18 protein-coding genes are annotated in these 20,279 nt (G+C 67.7%); 11 read left to right on the plus strand and 7 right to left on the minus strand.

What is annotated here, in order from left to right:
• Positions 1-18: 18 nt before the first annotated feature.
• Complete coding sequence (locus LF41_RS16860; RefSeq protein ID WP_052116062.1) at positions 19-243, minus strand: hypothetical protein; 225 nt, start codon at positions 241-243, stop codon at positions 19-21.
• Positions 244-389: 146 nt separating this feature from the next.
• Between LF41_RS16860 and parC the strand changes: the two genes are divergently transcribed.
• The 4 genes from parC (at position 390) to LF41_RS15960 (ending at position 6,419) form a co-directional block, all read left to right on the plus strand.
• On the plus strand, positions 390-2,633 hold the full coding sequence (parC, locus tag LF41_RS02660; RefSeq protein ID WP_036165263.1) for a DNA topoisomerase IV subunit A: 2,244 nt from the start codon (positions 390-392) through the stop codon (positions 2,631-2,633).
• Positions 2,630-3,304, plus strand: coding sequence for a thiopurine S-methyltransferase (locus LF41_RS02665; RefSeq protein WP_036165266.1), 675 nt, complete (start codon positions 2,630-2,632; stop codon positions 3,302-3,304). Before parC ends, LF41_RS02665 begins: the two co-directional genes overlap by 4 nt.
• A gap of 25 nt (positions 3,305-3,329) precedes the next feature.
• Positions 3,330-5,699, plus strand: a complete 2,370-nt coding sequence (locus LF41_RS02670; RefSeq protein ID WP_036165796.1) for a penicillin acylase family protein — start codon at positions 3,330-3,332, stop codon at positions 5,697-5,699.
• A 180-nt stretch (positions 5,700-5,879) separates the two neighbouring features.
• Complete coding sequence (locus LF41_RS15960; RefSeq protein WP_052116063.1) at positions 5,880-6,419, plus strand: OmpW/AlkL family protein; 540 nt, start codon at positions 5,880-5,882, stop codon at positions 6,417-6,419.
• Between the two features lie 3 nt (positions 6,420-6,422).
• On the opposite strand, the gene asnB is transcribed toward LF41_RS15960, so the two are convergent.
• The 6 genes from asnB to map form a co-directional block, all read right to left on the minus strand.
• Positions 6,423-8,129 carry an asparagine synthase B gene (gene asnB / locus LF41_RS02680; RefSeq protein ID WP_036165269.1) on the minus strand — a complete coding sequence of 569 codons (1,707 nt, stop codon included), beginning with the start codon at positions 8,127-8,129 and terminating at the stop codon, positions 6,423-6,425.
• 207 nt (positions 8,130-8,336) lie between these two features.
• On the minus strand, positions 8,337-9,464 hold the full coding sequence (dapE, locus tag LF41_RS02685; RefSeq protein ID WP_036165271.1) for a succinyl-diaminopimelate desuccinylase: 1,128 nt from the start codon (positions 9,462-9,464) through the stop codon (positions 8,337-8,339).
• Entirely contained in the window at positions 9,461-9,835 is a 375-nt protein-coding gene (locus tag LF41_RS02690; RefSeq protein ID WP_036165273.1) for a Spx/MgsR family RNA polymerase-binding regulatory protein, read from the minus strand. Before LF41_RS02690 ends, dapE begins: the two co-directional genes overlap by 4 nt.
• Before the next feature lie 3 nt (positions 9,836-9,838).
• On the minus strand, positions 9,839-10,729 hold the full coding sequence (dapD, locus tag LF41_RS02695) for a 2,3,4,5-tetrahydropyridine-2,6-dicarboxylate N-succinyltransferase (protein ID WP_052116064.1): 891 nt from the start codon (positions 10,727-10,729) through the stop codon (positions 9,839-9,841).
• Positions 10,726-13,368, minus strand: a complete 2,643-nt coding sequence (glnD, locus tag LF41_RS02700; RefSeq protein WP_036165275.1) for a [protein-PII] uridylyltransferase — start codon at positions 13,366-13,368, stop codon at positions 10,726-10,728. The genes dapD and glnD overlap by 4 nt, the downstream gene beginning before the upstream one ends.
• Entirely contained in the window at positions 13,365-14,141 is a 777-nt protein-coding gene (gene map / locus LF41_RS02705) for a type I methionyl aminopeptidase (RefSeq protein WP_036165277.1), read from the minus strand. Before map ends, glnD begins: the two co-directional genes overlap by 4 nt.
• A 297-nt stretch (positions 14,142-14,438) precedes the next feature.
• On the opposite strand from map, the gene rpsB reads away from it, so the two are divergent.
• The 7 genes from rpsB to LF41_RS02740 all read left to right on the plus strand — a co-directional run bounded on the left by rpsB (position 14,439) and on the right by LF41_RS02740 (position 20,278).
• A complete protein-coding gene (gene rpsB / locus LF41_RS02710) occupies positions 14,439-15,254 on the plus strand; it encodes a 30S ribosomal protein S2 (protein WP_036165280.1) in 816 nt (271 codons plus the stop codon).
• Between the two features lie 105 nt (positions 15,255-15,359).
• Positions 15,360-16,238 carry a translation elongation factor Ts gene (gene tsf, locus LF41_RS02715; RefSeq protein ID WP_036165283.1) on the plus strand — a complete coding sequence of 293 codons (879 nt, stop codon included), beginning with the start codon at positions 15,360-15,362 and terminating at the stop codon, positions 16,236-16,238.
• Positions 16,239-16,386: 148 nt separating this feature from the next.
• Positions 16,387-17,109 (plus strand): UMP kinase, encoded by a 723-nt coding sequence (gene pyrH, locus LF41_RS02720; RefSeq protein ID WP_036165285.1) that lies wholly within the window; start codon positions 16,387-16,389, stop codon positions 17,107-17,109.
• Positions 17,110-17,115: 6 nt separating this feature from the next.
• Complete coding sequence (locus LF41_RS02725; RefSeq protein ID WP_052116065.1) at positions 17,116-18,030, plus strand: cation diffusion facilitator family transporter; 915 nt, start codon at positions 17,116-17,118, stop codon at positions 18,028-18,030.
• A 65-nt stretch (positions 18,031-18,095) separates the two neighbouring features.
• The gene (gene frr, locus LF41_RS02730; RefSeq protein WP_036165288.1) at positions 18,096-18,656 is read left to right on the plus strand and encodes a ribosome recycling factor; all 561 of its coding nucleotides are present in this window, start codon (positions 18,096-18,098) and stop codon (positions 18,654-18,656) included.
• A 15-nt stretch (positions 18,657-18,671) separates the two neighbouring features.
• Positions 18,672-19,445, plus strand: coding sequence for a polyprenyl diphosphate synthase (gene uppS, locus LF41_RS02735; protein ID WP_052116066.1), 774 nt, complete (start codon positions 18,672-18,674; stop codon positions 19,443-19,445).
• Entirely contained in the window at positions 19,442-20,278 is an 837-nt protein-coding gene (locus LF41_RS02740) for a phosphatidate cytidylyltransferase (RefSeq protein WP_036165291.1), read from the plus strand. The genes uppS and LF41_RS02740 overlap by 4 nt, the downstream gene beginning before the upstream one ends.
• The last annotated feature ends 1 nt before the right edge of the window (position 20,279 follow it).

A 20,279-nucleotide genomic window follows, 5' to 3' on the forward strand; every position in this document is an offset into this window, starting at 1 on the left:
GTCGCATCGGGGAGGTCGTTACTTGTTCTTGGCGGCGGCCTTGGTGTTGTCGGCCTTGGACCACTTCTCGCAGTGGCCGGTCTTGCCGCGTTGTTCGCAGGTGCGCTTGTCCTTGTGTTCGGCCTTGGCGGCGGTGGACTTGGCGGCCGGCGCGGGGGTGGCCATGGATTGGGGCGAGGCGGCGAAGGCGGTGCCGGCCACGGCACCGAGCGCGAGGAGCAGCAGGCTGTTGCGGATGATCATGGCGGGAACTCCTGTCGATGGGGCGATGGGATATCGCCGGGACAGGTTGCGCCGCGGGCGCTTTCGCGCCGATTGCCGGACCATGAAACATTCTTCATCCGGCGGCGGCGGGTACACTTCCGGCGACTCGCCTTACGCAGCATCTGATGAACGACACCGTCCGCCCCGTTTTCCACGGCTTCGAGCAAATCCCCCTCCGCGAATACGCCGAACGCGCGTATCTCGACTATTCCATGTACGTCGTACTGGACCGCGCGCTGCCCTTCCTGGGCGACGGTCTGAAGCCGGTGCAGCGCCGCATCATCTACGCGATGAGCGAGCTCGGGCTCAACGCCGGGGCCAAGCCGAAGAAATCCGCGCGCACCGTCGGCGACGTGATCGGCAAATACCATCCGCACGGCGACTCGGCGTGTTACGAGGCGCTGGTGCTGATGGCGCAGCCGTTCTCGTATCGCTATCCGCTGATCGAAGGCCAGGGCAATTTCGGTTCGAGCGACGATCCGAAGTCCTTCGCCGCGATGCGCTACACCGAATCCAAGCTCACTCCCATCGCCGAAGTGCTGCTGGGCGAACTGGGCCAGGGCACGGTCGATTGGACGCCCAACTTCGACGGCACGCTGGACGAACCGGCGTGGATGCCAGCGCGCTTGCCGCACCTGCTGCTCAACGGCACGACGGGTATCGCGGTCGGCATGGCCACGGACGTGCCGCCGCACAACCTCAACGAAGTCGTCGCCGCCTGCGTGCGCTTGCTCGACGATCCCGAAGCGAGCGTGCGCGACCTGTGCGAGCACGTGCGCGGCCCCGACTACCCGACGACGGCGGAGATCATCACGCCGGCCGCGGATTTGCTGCAGATGTACGAAACGGGCCTGGGCAGCGTGCGTGCGCGCGGCACGTTCGTGAAGGAACACGCCAACATCGTCATCACGGCCCTGCCCTACCAGGTCTCGCCGTCGAAGGTGATCGAACAGATCGCCACGCAGATGCGCGCCAAGAAGTTGCCGTGGCTGGAAGACATCCGCGACGAATCCGACCACGAGAACCCCGTGCGCGTGGTGCTCGTGCCGCGCAGCAACCGCGTGGACGCCGAGCAGTTGATGGGCCATCTGTTCGCGACGACCGACATCGAGCGCTCGTATCGCGTCAACCTCAACGTCATCGGCGAGGACGGCCGCCCGCAGGTCAAGAACCTCAAGCAGCTGCTGTCCGAATGGCTGGTGTTCCGCACCAAGACCGTCGTGCGTCGCCTGCAGCATCGCCGGGACAAGGTCGAACGCCGCCTGCACCTGCTGCAGGGTTTATTGATCGCGTTCCTGAATCTGGATGAGGTCATCCGCATCATCCGCACCGAGGACGAGCCGCGCGATGCGTTGATCGCGCGCTTCGCGCTGAGCGAAGACCAGGCGGACTACATCCTCGACACGCGCCTGAAACAACTCGCGCGCCTGGAGGAAATGAAGATACGCGGCGAACAGGACGAACTGGCGAAGGAACTGGAAAAGATCCTCTCCACGCTCGACAGCAAGGCCAAGCTCAAGAAACTGGTGAAGGACGAACTGCTGGCGGATGCGAAGAAGTTCGGCGACGCGCGCCGTTCGCCGCTGGTCGCGCGCGGCGCGGCGCAGGCGCTTGACGAAACCGAACTGGTGCCGAGCGAGCCGATGACGGTCGTCATCAGCGAGAAGGGCTGGATCCGCGCGGCGAAGGGCCATGACGTCGATGCAGCGTCGCTGTCCTACCGCGAAGGCGACGGGTTGCTCGCCGCCGTGCGCGCGCGCAGCACGCAGCAGGTGGCGTTCCTGGATTCGACCGGCCGCAGTTATTCCACCGTCGTGCACACGCTGCCGAGTGCGCGCGGCAACGGCGAACCGTTGACCGGGCGGTTCGCGCCCGCGGCGGGCGCGTCGTTCCAGGCGATGGCCAGTGGCGACGATGAAACACGGTTCGTGATCGCGTCTTCGCACGGCTACGGCTTCGTCACGAAGTTCGTCAATCTCACCGGGCGCCAGAAGGCGGGCAAGGCGATGTTGTCGCTGACGCCCGGCGCGAAGGTCGTGCAGCCCGCACTCGTCGGTGCCGTCGAAAGCGATCGCGTCGTCGCGGTCACCACCGCGGGCCACCTGCTCGCGTTCCCGGTGAAGGACCTGCCGGAGCTCGACAAGGGCAAGGGCAACAAGATCATCGAGATTCCGAAGGCGAAGCTCGGCACGGAGCGCGTGGTCGCGGTCGCCGTCGTGCCGCCGGGCGGCAAGTTGTCGGTGAAGTCGGGCGCTCGCTCGATGACGCTCTCGTTCAAGGAACTCGACGACTACGTCGGTGCGCGCGCTTCGCGTGGCGGCTTGTTGCCGCGCGGTTGGCAAAAGGTCGACGGGCTCGTCGTCGAATGACCACCGAGTTGGAGCACGATCGCGAGAACTGGCTGTCGCGCTGGCGCGAGGGCCGGACCGGGTTCCACCAGGACACGCCGTCTCCGCTGCTGGTCGAGTGCTGGGAGCGCATCGGCGCGCCGGAGGGTGCGACGGTGTTCGTGCCGCTCGCGGGCAAGACCGTCGACATGCCGTGGCTGGCCGAGCATGGGCATCGCGTGTTCGGCGTCGAGCTGGCGGAACTGGCGGTCGAGCAATTCTTCGCCGAGCAGCGGTTGATGGCGCAGGTGCAGCAAACGCCGGATGGCGCGCTGTGGATCTCCGGTCCGATCGAAGTGCTGTGCGGCGACGTGTTCAAGCTCGATGCGCAGGATCTCGCCGATTGCGAGGCGTTCTTCGACCGTGCGGCGATCATCGCGTTGCCGCCGGGCTTGCGTCGCCGGTATGCGCGCGAGGTGTACGCGCAACTGCCGCAGGGCTGCGTCGGGTTGATGATCACGCTGGAGTTTCCCGAGCACGAGAAGGCGGGCCCGCCCTTCTCCGTGCGCGAAGCCGAAGTGCGGGAACTGTTCGGACCCGAGTGGGATGTCGACGTGCTCGTACGGCGCGACATCCTCGCTGACCAAGCGTCTTTCCGGAACGAGGGCGTGACGTCGCTGCACGCGGTGGCGTATCGAATGCAGCGGCGCTGACGCGCGCCGCACACCAGGGGGCTTGATGCTGCGCTGGATCGTTCGGATTGTCTGGGCCTTGCTGGCGTTGTTCGTCATCGCGCTCCTCGCGGCGTGGATCGCGATGCGCGCGAGCCTCCCGCAGCTCGACGGGACGCAATCGCTGCCCGGTCTTTCCGCGCCGGTGACGATCCAGCGCGATGCCCTCGGCGTCGTCACCATCGACGCGGCGAACGAAACCGACGCCTTGCGCGCGCTGGGGTTCGTGCACGCGCAGGAACGCTTCTTCGAGATGGACCTGATGCGGCGCTCGGCCGCGGGCGAGTTGTCGGGGTTGTTCGGCGAAGTCGCGCTGGGTGTCGACAAGGCGGCGCGCGTGCATCGCATGCGGTCGCGCGTGCGTGAACGGTTGAACGAGATCGCAGGCGATCGCCGGGCGCAGATCGACGCGTATACCGCGGGCGTGAACGCGGGCTTGCAGGCATTGTCCGTACGCCCGTGGGCGTACCTGGTCTTGCGCCAGCAGCCGCAACCCTGGCGCGCGGAAGACACGCCGCTGGTCGGATATGCGATGTATTTCGACCTGCAGGATGCGGCCAACAAGCGGGAACTCGCATTGTGGAAGCTGCAGGCGCACGTGCCGCCGGCGTTGTATGCGTTGATCGCGCACGGCGGGTCGAGCTGGGATGCGCCGCTCACCGGTCCGCCGACGGGCGATGCGACGTTGCCGGGCCCGGATGAAGCGAACCTGCGCGACCTGCCGGTGCCGTTCCTCGCCGCGACGCACCCCCTGCCCGATCCGCCCGCGATCGGCAGCAACAACTTCGCGGTCAGTGGCGACGCCACGCGCGATGGCCGCGCGATCCTCGCCAACGACATGCACCTGTCGCTGCGTGCGCCGAACATCTGGTTCCGCGCGCGACTGCGTTATCCGGATCCGCGCGCCGAAGAAGGCCGCGTTGACATCACCGGCGCGACGCTCCCGGGCATGCCGGCGATGGTCGTCGGCAGCAACGGGCACGTCGCGTGGGGCTTCACCAACGGCTACATCGACAACGCCGATTGGGGGCGCCTCGTGAAGTGCGGCACCGCGCGCTATCGCATTGGCGGCGAATGCGTGCCGTTACAGGTGCATCGCGAACGCATCGAGGTCGCGGGCGCCGCGCCGGTCGACATCGATGTGGAGGAATCTCCATGGGGCCCGGTGCTCGCGGACGCCGAGAACGGCGACGCGCTCGCGTTGCGCTGGTCGGCGCACCTGCCGGGTTCGTTGCGGCTCGCGTTCATGGACATGGCGTACGCGCGCAACCTCGACGATGCACTTGCGCGCGCGGACCGCGCCGCGATCCCCGCGCAGAACCTGTTGATCGCCGACAAGCGCGACATCGCCTGGCGCATCATCGGCCCGTTGCCGCAACGCGCGGCCGGTTGCGATGCGCCGATGGCCGATGCGGGCGCATGCACGCCGTGGGCGTTGCGGCGAGATGCCTCGCCCGTCGTCGCACGCCCGACGTCGGCGCGGTTGTGGAGCGCGAATGCGCGTACCGTCCAGGATCGTCCCGGCGCCGCGCGACTGTACGACGGCAACACCTGGCTCGGCGTGCGCGCACGGCGCATCCGCGACGATTTGTTCGCGCGGCCGCAGTTCGACGAGAAGTCGCTGCTCGAAATCCAGCTCGACGATCGCGCGGTGTTCCTCGAACGCTGGTGGCGGCTGATGCAAGCGCAATCGAAGGCGCCCGGTACGCCGGCGCTGCATGCACTCGCCGGTGCATCGCAGAAGTGGGAAGGCCACGCGGCGCCGTCGTCCGTGAGTTTCCGCATCGTGCGGGCGTGGCGTCGCGCGGTACATGCGCGAATTGCCGATGGGCTGACCGCGCCTGCGCAGGCGGAACTCGGGCAGGACTTCGCGATGCCGTCGATGCCTAACCTTGAAGGCGTTGCATGGCCGATGGTCACGCAACGGCCGACGCACCTGCTGCCGCGGCGTTACAAATCGTGGGGCGAGTTGTTCGAAGATGCCGCAAAGGAAGTGCGCGCCGATCTCGAAAGCGACGGCCCGCTTGCCGAGCGCACATGGGGCGAAGCGAACGCCGCGCGCATCTGCCATCCGCTCGCGCGTGCGCTGTTCTTCGCACGGCCGATGTTGTGCATGCCGTCGGACCCGTTACCCGGCGACGGCACCACGCCACGCGCGCAGTCGCCGGACAACGGGGCATCGGAGCGCATGGTTGTGGCGCCCGGCCACGAAGAGGACGGCATATTCCACATGCCCGGCGGGCAGAGCGGACATCCGCTGTCGCCGTTCTGGGGCGCAGGGCACGAGGATTGGGTGGAAGGGCGCCCGACGCCCTTCCTGCCCGGTCCGACGGCGCACACGCTGACCTTGCAGCCGCGAGATTTCGTCGGCGACTGAGAGGCGATTCCGCAGGGGAGGAAACGCGGCGCATCACTAGGATGCCGCGGCGTTTTTTCTTCCCCAACTGGAATCGAGCATGACCAAGACCTCCCTCTTCGCGGTGGCCCTCGCCCTCGCGCCGTTCTCCGCTCTCGCCTCCGGCAGCCCCTCCTGACCTTCACCGGCGGCTACGGCGCAATGGACGGCGGCGCCAACCCGATCGGGCACATCCCGGTGGCGATGCAGGCGAACGCGTCGTTCGACAACGAAAGCGGCGACGAGGTCTTCAGCGTGTCGGCCGCGTTGCATCTCAGCGCGTCCTTCGCCGTCGAGGTGTGGGCCGCGCAGGGCGCGGAACAGGCGCTCGACATCGATGCCCCGGGTCACGACATCCAGGTCGCGAAGTACTCCACCGCGCCCATCGCGCTGATGGCGCAGTACCGGTTCGGCGGCATGGGTCGCGTCACGCCCTTCATCGGCGCGGGCTGGCACTGGAACAACGTCAGCGACATCACCACCAACCGCGCCCATGAGGAAGTCGCAGGGCTGAAGCTGTCGAACGGCAGTGGCCCGGCCGCCGTCGCCGGCATCGACATCGCGCTGTCGAAGGGCTGGTTCGCGCGGGGCGACTTCCGCTGGATGGACGTCTCCACGGATGTCTCGACGCGCGAGATGGCGAAGAAGACCGTCGACACCGACAAGACGTACTTCGGCGTGGCCCTGGGCTTCCAGTTCTGATGTTCATGCTGTCGCCGTCTCGCCCGCACGGGGCGCGACGGCGGCGTGCACTTCGCGCATCGCACGGCCGGAGGGGTCGGCGCGCGAGGCAAAACTCGCGTCCCATGCGATCGCTGCCGGCGACGAACACGCGATCGACTTCCCACCCGGCACCGTACGCGCCGCGGCATCACCGGGGAAAGCGTCCTCGAACCACTTGCGATACAGGTAGGCCTCCTTGGTCTCCGGTGTGTTGACCGGGAACCGATCGGCGGCCATCGCGAACTCCGCATCGCCGACCACGCGGGCCGCATGCGCCTTCAGCCCGTCGATCCAGCCATAACCGACCCCGTCGCTGAACTGCTCCTTCTGCCGCCAGAGGATCGCCTCCGGCAACATCCCGTCGAACGCCTCGCGCAGGATCGCCTTCTCGATCCGCCGGCCGCCGCGCAGGCGCACGCACTTGGCCTCGGCATCGATCGCCATCGCGACATCCAGGAACGCCAGGTCGAGGAACGGCACGCGCGCTTCCACGCCCCAGGCCATCATCACCTTGTTCGCGCGCGCGCAATCGAACTGATGCAGCGCATCGAGCTTGCGCACGGTCTCGGCATGGAACTCGCGCGCATCCGGCGCCTTGTGGAAGTACAGATAGCCGCCGAAGATCTCGTCCGCGCCTTCGCCCGACAGCACCATCTTCACGCCCATCGCCTTGATGCGCCGCGCGAGCAGGAACATCGGGGTCGACGCGCGAATGGTCGTCACGTCGTAGGTTTCCACGTGGCGGATGACTTCCGGCAACGCGTCGATGCCCTCCTCCAACGTGTACGTGAATCCGTGGTGCACGGTGCCGATGGCGTCGGCGGCGATCTGCGCCGCGGCGAGATCCGGCGAATCGGCCAGGCCGATGGCGAAGGAATGCAGGCGCGGCCACCACGCTTCGCTGCGGTCGTCGTCCTCGATGCGGCGACGTGCGTGGAGGGCCGCGCATGCCGCGACGATCGAGGAATCCAGGCCGCCCGACAGCAACACGCCGTAGGGGACGTCGCTCATGAGCTGGCGGTGCACGGCGGATTCGAGCGCTTCGCGCAATTCCGGCGGTGACACCGCAACGTCGCGCGTCGCTTCGTAGTCGCGCCACTGCGGAGAATGAAAACGCTCCAACGTCCCGCTCGCGCTGTCGTAGAAATGCCCCGGCGGAAAGAACGCCACATCGGGGCACACGCGCACGATCGCCTTCATTTCCGATGCGACCCACAGCCGGCCGTCTGCGTCATGCCCCCAATACAGCGGGCAAACGCCCATCGGATCGCGCGCGATCACCACGCGCTTGCCTGCCGCATCCCACAACGCGAACGCGAAGATCCCGTTGAGCCGTGCGAACGCTTCCGGCCCGCCCTCGCGATAGAGCGCGCTGACGATCTCGCAGTCGGAGCCCGTCGTGAAGTCGTACGGCTGCGCGAGCCCATCCTGCAGTACGCGATGGTTGTAGATCTCCCCGTTGACCGCGAGCACCAGCGCGCCGTCGCGCGAGACGATCGGCTGCGCGCCGCCGGCCGGATCGACGATGGCCAGGCGCTCGTGCACGAGCAACGCATGCGGATCGGCATGCACGCCGGACCAGTCGGGGCCGCGATGGCGTTGCAGCGCGGAGAGCGACAGCGCGAGCGGCCGTAACGGACGCAGGTCGGCGTGCGGCCGGGCGTCGAATACACCGAGGATGGAACACATGGGACGGACTCCTGTGGTTTTCGGAGGCCGCTAACGCAGGAAGCCCGCGCTTGCGGCGCGGGCTTCGGGGCGAATCTTGCGTGGTCGACGTTCTATCGCACGCACGAATCGCCGGCCCGCGGGAGGCTGGCGTGATTCGAATTGCGATTGTTCTGGCGGAACGTCATGGGACCGACGTTAGCGCGGGCCGGGCGACGGCGCAACCGGCTAGGCCAGGAGGCGTCGCATGAGGGCGAGATACAGATCCGGCAGGGCCTCGAGGTCGGCGACCGAGACGTGTTCGTCGACCTTGTGGATGCTCGCGTTCACCGGGCCGATCTCCACGCATTGCGCGCCCAGCGGCGCGATGAAGCGGGCATCGGACGTGCCGCCGCCGGTGCTTTCCTCCGGCGCGACGCCGGCGACGTCCGCAAGGACCGCACGCGCCGCGGCCCGCAACGGGCCTTCGGGCGTATGGAAGGGTTCACCGCCGCGATGCCAGTGGATCGAATACTCGAGCGCGTGCTTGCGGAAGATCGCATCGCACTGCGCTTCCAGTTCCGCCGCGCTCCAGCGCGGGTTGAAGCGCAGGTTGAACAGCACCTGCAACTCCCCGGGAATCACGTTGTTCGCGCCGGTGCCCGCATGGATGTTGCTGATCTGCAGGCTGGTCGGCGGGAAGGATTCGAACCCATCGTCCCACTCCCGCGCGACCAGTTCGGCCAACGCCGGCAGTGCCTGGTGGATCGGATTGCGCGCCTTGTCCGGATACGCGACGTGGCCCTGGATGCCGCGCACGGTCATCGTCGCGGACAACGTGCCACGACGGCCGACGCGCAGCAGGTCGCCGAGTTTCGCCTTCGACGACGGCTCACCCGTCACGCACCAATCGATGCGCTGCCCGCGTTCGCGGAACACGTCGGCGACGCGACGCACGCCGTCGATCGCATCGCCCTCCTCGTCCGACGTCACGAGCATCGCGACCGTGCCGCGATGTCCGGGATGCTCGGCAACGAATCGCTCCAGCGCGGCGACGAACGCCGCGACGCTGCCTTTCATGTCCGCCGCGCCGCGCCCGTACAGCCGCCCGTCGCGCTCGTCCGGCACGAACGGGTCACTCGCCCACGCATCGACAGGCCCGGGGGGCACGACATCCGTGTGACCGAGGAACACGAGCACCGGACCTTCCGTGCCGTGCGTCGCCCACAGATTGTCGACGTCGCCGAAGCGCAGGGACTCGCACGCGAACCCCGCGCGCGACAAGCGTTCGGCAAGCATCGCCTGGCAGCCCGCGTCATCGGGCGTCACCGACGCGCGCGCGATCAATGCCTTCGTCAACGCGAGCACGCCGCTCACTTGGCCCGCTCCTGCAACGCATTTGCGAAGCGCGCCTTGAATCCGTTGTCGGTGAAGCCCTGGGTCACGACGCCATCGTCGGTGACCACGACAGGCCGTCGGATCAACTGCGGATACTCCTTCAACAACAACTGCCACTCCGCATCGCTGCCGGGCGTCTTGCGATTGGGCGGCAATTGGCGCCACGTGGTCGACGACTTGTTGATCAGCGCGTCCCACCCGCCGGCCTGCTTCGCCCAATCGGCGAGCGTCGCCGCCGCCTGGCGGTTGTCGCGGTAGTCCACGAACGTGTGTTCGACACCGAAGCGCTGCAACCAGTTGCGCGCCTTCTTGCAGGTGTCGCAGTTGGACAGGCCGTAGAGGGTGGTCATCGATCAGCCACGCAACAGATCATTGATGGACGTCTTGGAGTGCGTCTTCGCATCCACCTGCTTGACGATGACCGCACAATACAGCGAATGCGTCCCGTCGGCCGCGGGCAGCGAACCGGACACCACCACCGAACCCGGCGGCACGTAGCCGTACGTGATTTCCTTCGTCGCGCGGTTGTAGATGCGCGTGCTCTGGCCAAGGAACACGCCCATGCCGATCACGCTGTGGTGCCCGACGACGACGCCTTCCACGACTTCCGAGCGCGCACCGATGAAGCAGTGGTCTTCGATGATGGTCGGCGAGGCCTGCAGCGGTTCCAGCACGCCGCCGATGCCCGCGCCGCCCGAGATATGGCAATGCTTGCCGACCTGCGCGCACGAACCCACCGTCGCCCATGTATCGACCATCGTGCCGGCGCCGACATGCGCGCCAATGTTGACGAAGCTCGGCATCAGCACGACGTCCTTGCCCAGGTACGTGCCGCGACGCACCACCGTGCCCGGCACCACGCGCACGCCCAGTTTGCGGAACTGCGTTTCGCCGAAGCCCTGGAAGCGCAGCGGCACCTTGTCCCAGAACGGCGCCGGCTCGCCTTCCATCACCTGCATCTCGCGCACGCGGAAGTACAGCAGCACCGCTTTCTTCAACCATTCGTTGACCAGCCAGCCGCCCTTGCCGTCGGGCTCGGCGACGCGGAACTCGCCGCTCTCCATGCCTTCGATCACGCGCTCGACCGACGGGCGCGTCGCCCATTCGATCTCCTCCGGCGTCAGCATCGTGCGGCGCTCCCACGCGCTGTCGATGTGGAACTTCAGCTCCTCGACGCTCAGGCCGGGCGCGGCTTGCGGCGCGTCCTTCGAGGTCTTCTTGCGTGCGGTCTTGCGGGCGGTCATCGTGGATCTCCATCGAATAGGGCCGACAGCGCGGCACGCAGTGCGTCGCGGCGCGCGTCGTCGAGCGCGTGGTCGCGCTCGTCGGTGAGTTGGAAGACGTCCTCGGCGCGTGCGCCGAAGGTCGCGATGCGTGCATCGTGCACGCGCAGGCGCTGCGCGCGGAAGACTTGCGTGACATCGGCGAGCAGGCCGGGCCGGTCGGTGCAGACCAGGCTGAGCATGGTGCGACGCCCGTCCGAGGTGTCGGCGAATCCGATCTGCGGCGCGATGCGGAAATGGCGCAGGTGGCGCGGCTGGTTGCGGCGCGCGGGTTTGATGGTATCGAGGTCGGCCACGGCGAGCGCCGTGGAGAGGCGGCGTTCGACTTCTTCCGCCGCGACCGAGCGCTGGCCTTCGGCCGGCAACACTTCGAAAGTATCGAACACGCGTCCGTCAGGCCCGTCGAACAGGCGCGCCTGCATGATGGCCAAGCCCGCGCGATCGAGCGTGGCGACGATCGCCGCGAACAGACCGTCGCGATCGGGCGCGAGCACGAAGACCTCCAGCGCGCCGATGCCCGCAGCGCCCTTCGCGTTCAACGTGCGCGCGCTGACGCGCACGCGATCGGGTTTCGCGCTGCGCACGACCGTGGCCTGCCACGCGATCTGGTCGGGCCGCGCGCGCAGGAAGGTTTCATCGGGCATCTGCACGAACAGGCCCTGCGCCTCACCTGCATCGATGGCGAAGTCCGCGAGCATCGCCTGTGCCGCGGCGCGCGATTCGGCGATGCGATCGGCTTTCGCGACCGGATGCTCGAGCCCGCGACGCAACGCCAGCCGCGTGGCCGTGTACAGGTCGGCGAGCAGCCGATCCTTCCACGCATTCCACAACTTCGGCGAGGTGCCCGCGATGTCGGCGCACGTCAGCAGGTACAACAGATCGAGGCGCTCGCGATCGGCGACTTCGCGCGCAAACTTGTGGATGACGTCCGGATCGGAGATGTCCTGCTTCTGCGCGGTGACCGACATCAACAGGTGTTTCTTCACCAGCCACGCGATGATGTCGGTGTCGGCCTCGCTCAGGCCGTGCGCGACGCCGAATTCGCGCGCATCCACCGCACCGAGTTCCGAATGATCGCCGCCCCGGCCTTTCGCGATGTCGTGGAAGAGGCCCGCGAGCAGCAGCAGCTCCGGCTTGCGCAGGCGCGGATGCACTTCGTGCGCGATGGAGAACCGCTCGTCCGGCGTGCCCGATGCGAAGCCCGCGATATTGCGCAGCACCGCGAGCGTGTGCTGGTCGACCGTGAACACATGGAACAGGTCGAACTGCATGCGCCCGGACACTTGGGCGAACGCAGGCAGCCAACGCGCGAGCACGCCGAGGCGCGCCATGCGCGCGACGGTGTCGACCGCTTGCGGCCCGCGCAGCAACGCGAGGAACTGCGCACGCAACGCGGGCGTGGCGTCGGCGTACGCGAGGATCGTCGGCAACGACTCGGCCAGCGCGCGCGCCGTCTGCGAGTGCAGCCCGCGGATGCGCGGATGCGCCGCCCATGTCGCGAACAGCGCGAAGATCGCGGCCGTGTCGCCGTTCGGCCAGTGTTGGTCACGCGCGGCGAGATAGCCGCGACGCAGCTCGAACGTGTCGTCGATGACGTCCGGCGCGACTTCGCCTTCGAGCTGTTCCTCGAAGCGTTGCAGCAAGCGGTCGTTGATGCGCAGCACGACCGACGCGCTGCGGTAGAAGCCCTGCATCATCTGTTCGACGGCGAGCGTGCCATCGGCGTCGACGTGGCCCAAGCGCGCGGCCAGCGTCTTCTGGTGATCGAAGCGGAGGCGCTCTTCGCGGCGGTTGGCGACCAGGTGCAGGCCGAAGCGCAGGCGCGCTAGGGCACGGCGTTCGCGTTCGAGCGTGGCGTATTCGTCGGCGCCGAGCTGGCCGAGCGCGATCATGCCCTGTGCGTCGCGCTGGCCCAGCACGCGCAGCGCCATCCAGCGCAGCGTCTGGATGTCGCGCAGGCCGCCGGGGCCTTCCTTCAGGTTGGGCTCGAGGTTGTCGGACGTGTCGCCGAAACGGGCCTGGCGCACGCGTTGTTCTTCGCGCTTGGCGCGGAAGTAGTCGGATGCGGGCCACACATGGCGCGTGTCGATGGCGTGCAGCAGCGCGCGCAGGTCACGTTCATCGGCCACCAACGGACGTGCTTCGGACAACGCGGTGAGCACGGTGATGTCGTCGCGTGCAGCGCTCGTGCATTCGGCCGGCGAGCGCACGGCATGGCCGGTTTGCAGGCCCGCGTCCCACAGCAGCGCGAAGAAACGCGCGAGTGCGTCGTGTTGCGCGGCCTGTGCGTCGGGATCGGCGAGCACCAGCAGATCGATGTCGGACTGCGGGTACAACTCGCCGCGGCCGTATCCGCCGACGGCGAACAGGGCGAGCGGTGCGTCATCGGCGATGCATTGCGACCACGCGTCGCGCACGATCGCATCGACGGCCATCGCTCGGTCGCGCAGCAGCGTGTCGATGTCTTCGTTGCGGTCGAAGCGCGTGGCGAGTGCCGCGTCCGCGTCCACCAGGCGCGCGCGCGCCTGCGTGGCCCATGCGGGCGGGTCACCCGACGGCGCGTTCGCCGCCGGCCTGGAGGCGGCGGCGGGCTCTTTCATAGATCGTTGTCGTCGCCCGGCACGCGGGTGAGGATCTCGACGCCGTCGTCGGTCACCACGACCGTGTGCTCCCATTGCGCGGACAGCTTGCGGTCCTTGGTGACCACGGTCCAACCGTCGGGCAGCAGCTTGGTGTGGCGCGCGCCTTCGTTGATCATCGGTTCGATCGTGAAGGTCATGCCGGGCTTGAGCACCAGGCCTTCGCCGGGGCGGCCGTAATGCAGCACCTGCGGGTCTTCGTGGTAGATCTTGCCGATGCCGTGCCCGCAGTACTCGCGGACGACGCTGAAGCGTTCGCCTTCGGCCAGTTGCTGGATCGCGTTGCCGATGTCGCCGAGCGTGGCGCCGGGCTTCACCGTGCGGATGCCGCGGAACATCGCTTCGCGCGTGGTGTCCACCAGCCGCTTGGCCATTACCGACGGCGTGCCGACGAAGTACATGCGCGAGGTGTCGCCGTGCCAGCCGTCCTTGATGACGGTGACGTCGATGTTGAGGATGTCGCCGTCCTTCAGGACCTTGGCCTCGCTGGGGATGCCATGGCAGATGACGTTGTTGACGGACGTGCAGACGGTCGCGGGGAAGCCGCGGTAGCCGACGTTGGCCGGGATGGCCTGCTGCACGTTGACGATGTGGTCGTGGCAGATCTTGTCGAGTTCGGCGGTGGTCACGCCCGGCTTCACGTGGGGGGCGACGACCTGCAGCACCTCGGCGGCCAGGCGGCCGGCGACGCGCATCTTCTCGATGTCCGCGGGGGACTTGATGGTGATGGACATGGGGGGATTATCGCCTCCCCGGGGGCTTTCCGGCCATCACACCCCCGTGCCGGAGCGTTCCGGCGGTTGCCGGCAAGTCATTGAACGGGCTAGAATCCCGCTCCTTCGCCGGGCCCGTGCCCTGCGTTGCGCCCACGAGGGGCGTCGATCCTCGAATCCACACCTGCCGCAACAGCCCGCCCCGGGGTGCCTCGCAAGAGGTTCGGAGGCGGAAGCGACAGGGAGGCCCAACCCCGGAACCAATGGTCCGCCCCACCAAGACATGGGCGGCCGGTTCCACTGTCAGGAGTTACAGCAATGCCCCAGATCACCATGCGCCAGATGCTGGAAGCCGGCGTGCACTTCGGCCACCAGACGCGTTACTGGAATCCCAAGATGGGCCCGTACATCTTCGGCGCCCGCGGCAAGATCCACATCATCAACCTCGAGAAGACGATGCCGCTCTTCTCCGACGCGATGAACTTCATCTCGGCCATCGCGCAGAAGCGCGGCACCATCCTGTTCGTCGGCACCAAGCGCTCGGCGCGCGAGGCGATCAAGGAAGAAGCCACGCGTTGCAGCATGCCGTACATGACCCAGCGCTGGCTGGGTGGCACGCTCACCAACTTCCGCACCGTCAAGCAGTCCGTGCAGCGCCTGAAGGAACTGGAAGCCAGCGAAACCGACGGCACGTTCCAGAAGCTGGTCAAGCACGAAGTGCTCGGCCTGCGCCGTGAGCGCGACAAGCTGGAAGCCTCGCTCGGCGGCATCAAGGACATGAACCGCCTGCCCGACGCGCTGTTCGTGATCGATATCGGCCACGAAGACATCGCCGTCAAGGAAGCCAAGAAGCTCGGCATCCCGGTCATCGCGGTCGTCGACACCAACTACGATCCGGCCCTGGTCGACTACGCCATCCCGGGCAACGACGACGCCATCCGCGCCGTGCAGCTGTACGCCCGCGCCGCCGCCGACGCCGTGCTCGAAGGCAAGGCCGCCGCGCCGTCGGCCGCCAACGTCCGCGAAGAAGACTTCGCCGAAGCCGCCGGTGCCGAAGGCGAAGACAAGAAGGGCCCGCGCCGCGCCCCGGCCAAGAAGCCCGCCCCGCGCAAGCCGGCCGCCAAGGCCGAGTAAGCATCGGTTGTCACGCAGCCGCGCCATCGTGCGCGGCTCGCGTCGCCCCATTCGCTCGTCATCCCCGCACCCGCGGGGATCCAGCTTTTTTATTCAGAGGTCACCATGGCTGAAATCACCGCTTCCCTCGTCAAGGACCTGCGCGAGCGCACCGGCGCCGGCATGATGGAGTGCAAGAAGGCGCTCACCGAAAACAACGGCGACATCGACGCCGCGGCCGAGTGGCTGCGCAAGCAGGGCCTGGCCAAGGCCGACAAGAAGGCCGGTCGCGTGGCCGCCGAAGGCAAGATCGGCGTCGCCCAGTCGGGCAACAAGGCCGTGCTGGTCGAAGTGAACTCCGAAACCGACTTCGTCGCGAAGGACGCCAACTTCCTGGGCTTCGTCGACGCCGTCGCGCAGGCCGCGCTGGCTTCCGGCGCCGCAGACGCCGAAGCGCTGAAGTCCGCCAAGCTCCCCTCCGGCGAGACCGTCGAGGAAGCCCGCGCCGCCGTCATCGCCAAGGTCGGCGAGAACGTGCAGGTCCGTCGCCTCGTCCGCATCGACAGCGCCAACAACGTCGCTGCCTACGTGCACGGCGGCAAGATCGGCGTGCTGGTCGAAGTGAAGGGCGGCGACGCCGACTTCGCCCGCGGCGTCGCGATGCACGTCGCCGCGATGAACCCGCCGCACAACAAGGCCGCGGACGTCCCGGCCGAATTCGTCGCGAAGGAAAAGGAAATCGAACTGGCCAAGATGTCCGACAAGGACAAGCAGAAGCCGGCCGAAATCCTCGAGAAGATCATCAGCGGCAAGATCGCGAAGATCGTCAACGAAGTGACGCTGTACGGCCAACCGTACGTGCTGAACACCGACCAGACGGTCGAAGCCGCGGCCAAGGCCGCCGGCGCCGATGTCGTCGGCTTCCAGCGCCTCGCCGTCGGCGAAGGCATCGAGAAGGTGAAGGAAGACTACGCGGCCGAAGTCGCCAAGGCGATGCAGGTCTGACCTTCCGTTCCAACGGATGCGAACGCAAAACCCGCGGGCAACCGCGGGTTTTTTGTCATTGCACGGTTTGCACCGATTGCGGCCTCTCCCCTCACGGCCGCATCGGCTAGAATCCCCGCGGATTTCCCCCGTCCCCGAGGAGTCGCCGATGTCCCAGCTCGCCTGTCGCCGTGTCCTGCTCAAGCTGTCCGGCGAAGCGTTGATGGGCGACGAGGACTACGGCATCGATCCCAAGATCATCGGGCGGCTCGCCGATGAGGTGATCGAGGCCAGGGCGGCCGGCGCGGAGATCGCGCTGGTCATCGGCGGCGGCAACATCTTCCGCGGCGCGGGCCTGGCGGCCGGCGGCATGGATCGCGTGACGGGCGACCAGATGGGCATGCTGGCCACGGTCATCAATGCGCTGGCGATGCAGGATGCACTCGAGAAGCGCGGCGGCCGCGCGCGCGTGATGAGCGCGATCAAGATCAACGACGTGTGCGAGGACTACATCCGCCGTCGCGCCATCCGCCATCTCGAAAAGGGCCGCATCACGATCTTCGCCGCGGGCGTCGGCGCGCCGTTCTTCACCACCGATTCGGGCGCGGCGTTGCGCGCGATCGAAATCGGCGCGGACCTGCTGCTCAAGGCCACCAAGGTCGACGGCGTGTACGACAAGGATCCGAAGAAACATTCGGATGCCGTGCGCTTCGATTCGCTCACCTACGACGACGTGATCTCGCGCGACCTGCAAGTGATGGACACCGCCGCGTTCGCACTGGCGCGCGACAGCGACCTGCCGCTGCGCATCTTCGACATGTCGCAGCCGGGCGTGCTGTTGCGCATCCTGCGCGGCGAGAACATCGGCACGCTCGTCCGCGGACGCGGCTGAGGCCGCATGGGCGCCGGGCACTCGCACGACGCGCACGACCACCACCACGGCGATGCCGGCATCCGCGCATTCGCGTGGGTGACGCTGCTCAACCTCGCCTACACGATCCTCGAAGCGGCCTACGGCTTCGCGACCAACTCGCTCGCGCTGCTGTCCGATGCGTTGCACAACCTCGGCGACGTGCTGGGTTTGGCGCTCGCATGGGGTGCGGCGGTCATCGCGCGCCGCAAGCCCACGGAAACGCACACCTACGGTTGGCGCCGCGCGACGCTGCTCTCGCCGCTCGCCAACGCGATCGTGCTCGCCGGATTTTCCGGCGCACTCGCATGGGAAGCGGTGCGGCGTTTCTTCGCGCCGCCCGAAGTGCCCGGCACGACGGTGATGGTGGTCGCGGCGATCGGCATCGCGGTGAACCTGGGCGCGGCGTGGTTCATGCACGGCGGGCACGACGACCTCAACCGCCGCGGCGCGTTCCTGCACCTGTTGGCCGATGCCGCGGTCTCGCTCGCGGCCGTGCTCGCGGGCGCGGGCATGCTCGTCTTCGGATGGCGCTGGCTCGATCCGCTCACGGCGCTGCTGGTCGGCGCGGTGGTGGCCTTCAGCGCGTTCGGCCTGCTGCGCGACAGCTTCAATGCCGCGATGGATGCGGTGCCCCGGCAGATCGATCAGTCGGCCGTCCGCGCCTTCCTCGCCTCCTGCCCCGGCGTGACGGCGGTGCATCACCTGCACATCTGGTCGCTGGGCGCGGGCGAGATCGCGATGACCGCCCACCTGGTGCGCGCCAACGCGGACGACCACGACGTCTTCATCGATTCGATCGCCCACGACCTCGACGAACGGTTCGGGATCAACCATCCGACCCTGCAGATCGAGTTCGGATCGGGCTGTCACGACGACCACGACCGGGCCCCCCATTACTGACGAGGGGTGCCGGAGGGCTTCCGCCCTTATAATCTCGCGCTGATCGAAAGGACCCGGGACCGCCCATGCAGCTCGCCGACATCAAGAAAGACGCCTCCACCCGCATGCAGAAGAGCGTCGATGCGTTCCGCCAGGAGCTCACCAAGCTCCGCACCGGCCGGGCCACCTCCGCGCTGGTCGACCACCTGAAGGTCAACTATTACGGGTCCGAGATGCCGCTGAGCCAGGTCGCCACGGTCGCCGTCGCCGATGCGCGCACGCTGACGATCACCCCGTGGGAAAAGCCGATGGTCGCGGTCGTCGAGAAGGCGATCTTCGCCTCCGACCTCGGCCTCACGCCCAACACCGCAGGCACCACCATCCGCATCAACCTGCCGCCGCTCACCGAGGAGCGCCGCAAGGAACTGTCCAAGCACGTGCATTCCGGCGGCGAAGACGCCAAGGTCGCCATCCGCAACATCCGCCGCGACGCCAACCACCACATCAAGGAACTGCTGAAGGACAAGCAGATCACCGAGGATGAAGAGCGCGCGAGCGAACAGGACATCCAGAAGCTGACCGACAAGGCGATCAAGGACGTCGACGAAGTGGTCAAGTCCAAGGAGCAGGAGCTGATGGCGGTCTGACGCCACGGCCCCTGCATGCCTTCCGACGCATCGCCGGCGCGCGTTCCGCGCCATCTCGCCGTCATCATGGACGGCAACGGCCGTTGGGCCGAACGCCGTCGCCGACCGCGCGTCATCGGGCATCGGGCGGGCGCGCGCGCCGTGCAGAACTGCGTCGATTTCTGCATCGAGCACGGCATCCACGCACTGACGCTCTTCGCGTTCTCCAGCGAAAACTGGGGGCGGCCCGAAGAGGAAGTCGGCGCATTGATGAAGTTGTTCCTCAACGCGCTGGAACGTGAAGTCGAGGAATTGCACCGCCGCGGCGTGCGCATCCGTTTCATCGGGCAACGCGAACGCTTCGGCCCCGCGATCCGTGCGCGCATGGACGCCGCCGAGGCCACCACGCGCGCCAACGACGTCCTGCACCTCACCATCGCCGCGAGCTATGGCGGGCGCTGGGACATCGTCGATGCGGCGCGTTCGCTCGCGCGGGATGTCGCCGAGGGCCGCGTGAAGGCCGAGGAGATCGACGAGGCCGCCTTCGCATCGCGCATGGCCCTGTCCGATCTCCCCCCGCCGGATCTGTTCATCCGCACCGGCGGCGACGTGCGCGTGAGCAACTTCCTGCTCTGGCAGCTCGCCTATACCGAGCTGTGGTTCACGGAAACATTGTGGCCGGACGTGGATGCCGCCACACTCCGCCAGGCCCTGGCCGATTACGCGATGCGAGAGCGGCGCTTCGGCCTCACCGGGGCGCAGGTTTCCGCCTCCTTCCCACCGCCCCCCGACCTCGGGACCGACGAATGACCCGCACGCGCCTGCTGGCCGCGATGATCATGACCCCGCTCGCGATCGCGGCCGTGTTGTTCCTCGACACGCCGTGGCTCGTCGCGCTCGCCGCCGTGCTGTTCCTCGCCGGGTTGTGGGAATGGTTCCGCCTCTCCGAGATCGACGACACGCTGCACCGCGCCGTGCTGCTCGTCGCCAACCTCGCGCTGATGGTGGCCATCGTCTGGGCGTCGCGCTCGGCCACCGGCTACAGCTTCGTGCTGTTCCAGGTCGCCACCGTCGTCGGCGTGATCTGGTGGCTGCTGTCGATGCTGTGGCTGAAGAACTTCAACTTCGCCTCCGACCACGACACGCACGCGCGCATGTTCAAGCTCGCCGCGGGCACGCTCGCGGTCGTGCCGGCGTGGGCCGCGCTCGCGCTGATCCACGGCAGCCAGCCCAACGGCCATCGCTGGCTGCTGATCGCGCTGCTGGTGATCTGGGCCGCCGACAGCGGCGCGTATTTCGCCGGGCGCAAGTTCGGCAAGCACAAGCTCAGCCCGCGCATCAGCCCGAACAAGACCGTCGAAGGCCTGGTCGGCGGCATGCTCGCCTCGGTCGTCATCGCCCTGGCCGCCGCGCCGTTCGCCGGCGCCACCGTCGCGCAACTGCCCTTCGTCGCGATCGTCGTCGTGGTCACCGTGTTGTTCTCGGTGGTCGGCGATCTGTTCGAAAGCCTGCTCAAGCGTCACGTCGGCGCCAAGGATTCGGGCGACCTGATCCCCGGCCACGGCGGCATCCTCGACCGCATCGACAGCGTGCTCGCCGCCCTGCCCGTCTTCGCGCTCGGCAAGGGCTTGTTCGGCTTCTGAC

The organism is Lysobacter dokdonensis DS-58 (assembly GCF_000770795.1).
GTDB classification, from domain to species: Bacteria; Pseudomonadota; Gammaproteobacteria; order Xanthomonadales; family Xanthomonadaceae; genus Noviluteimonas; species Noviluteimonas dokdonensis.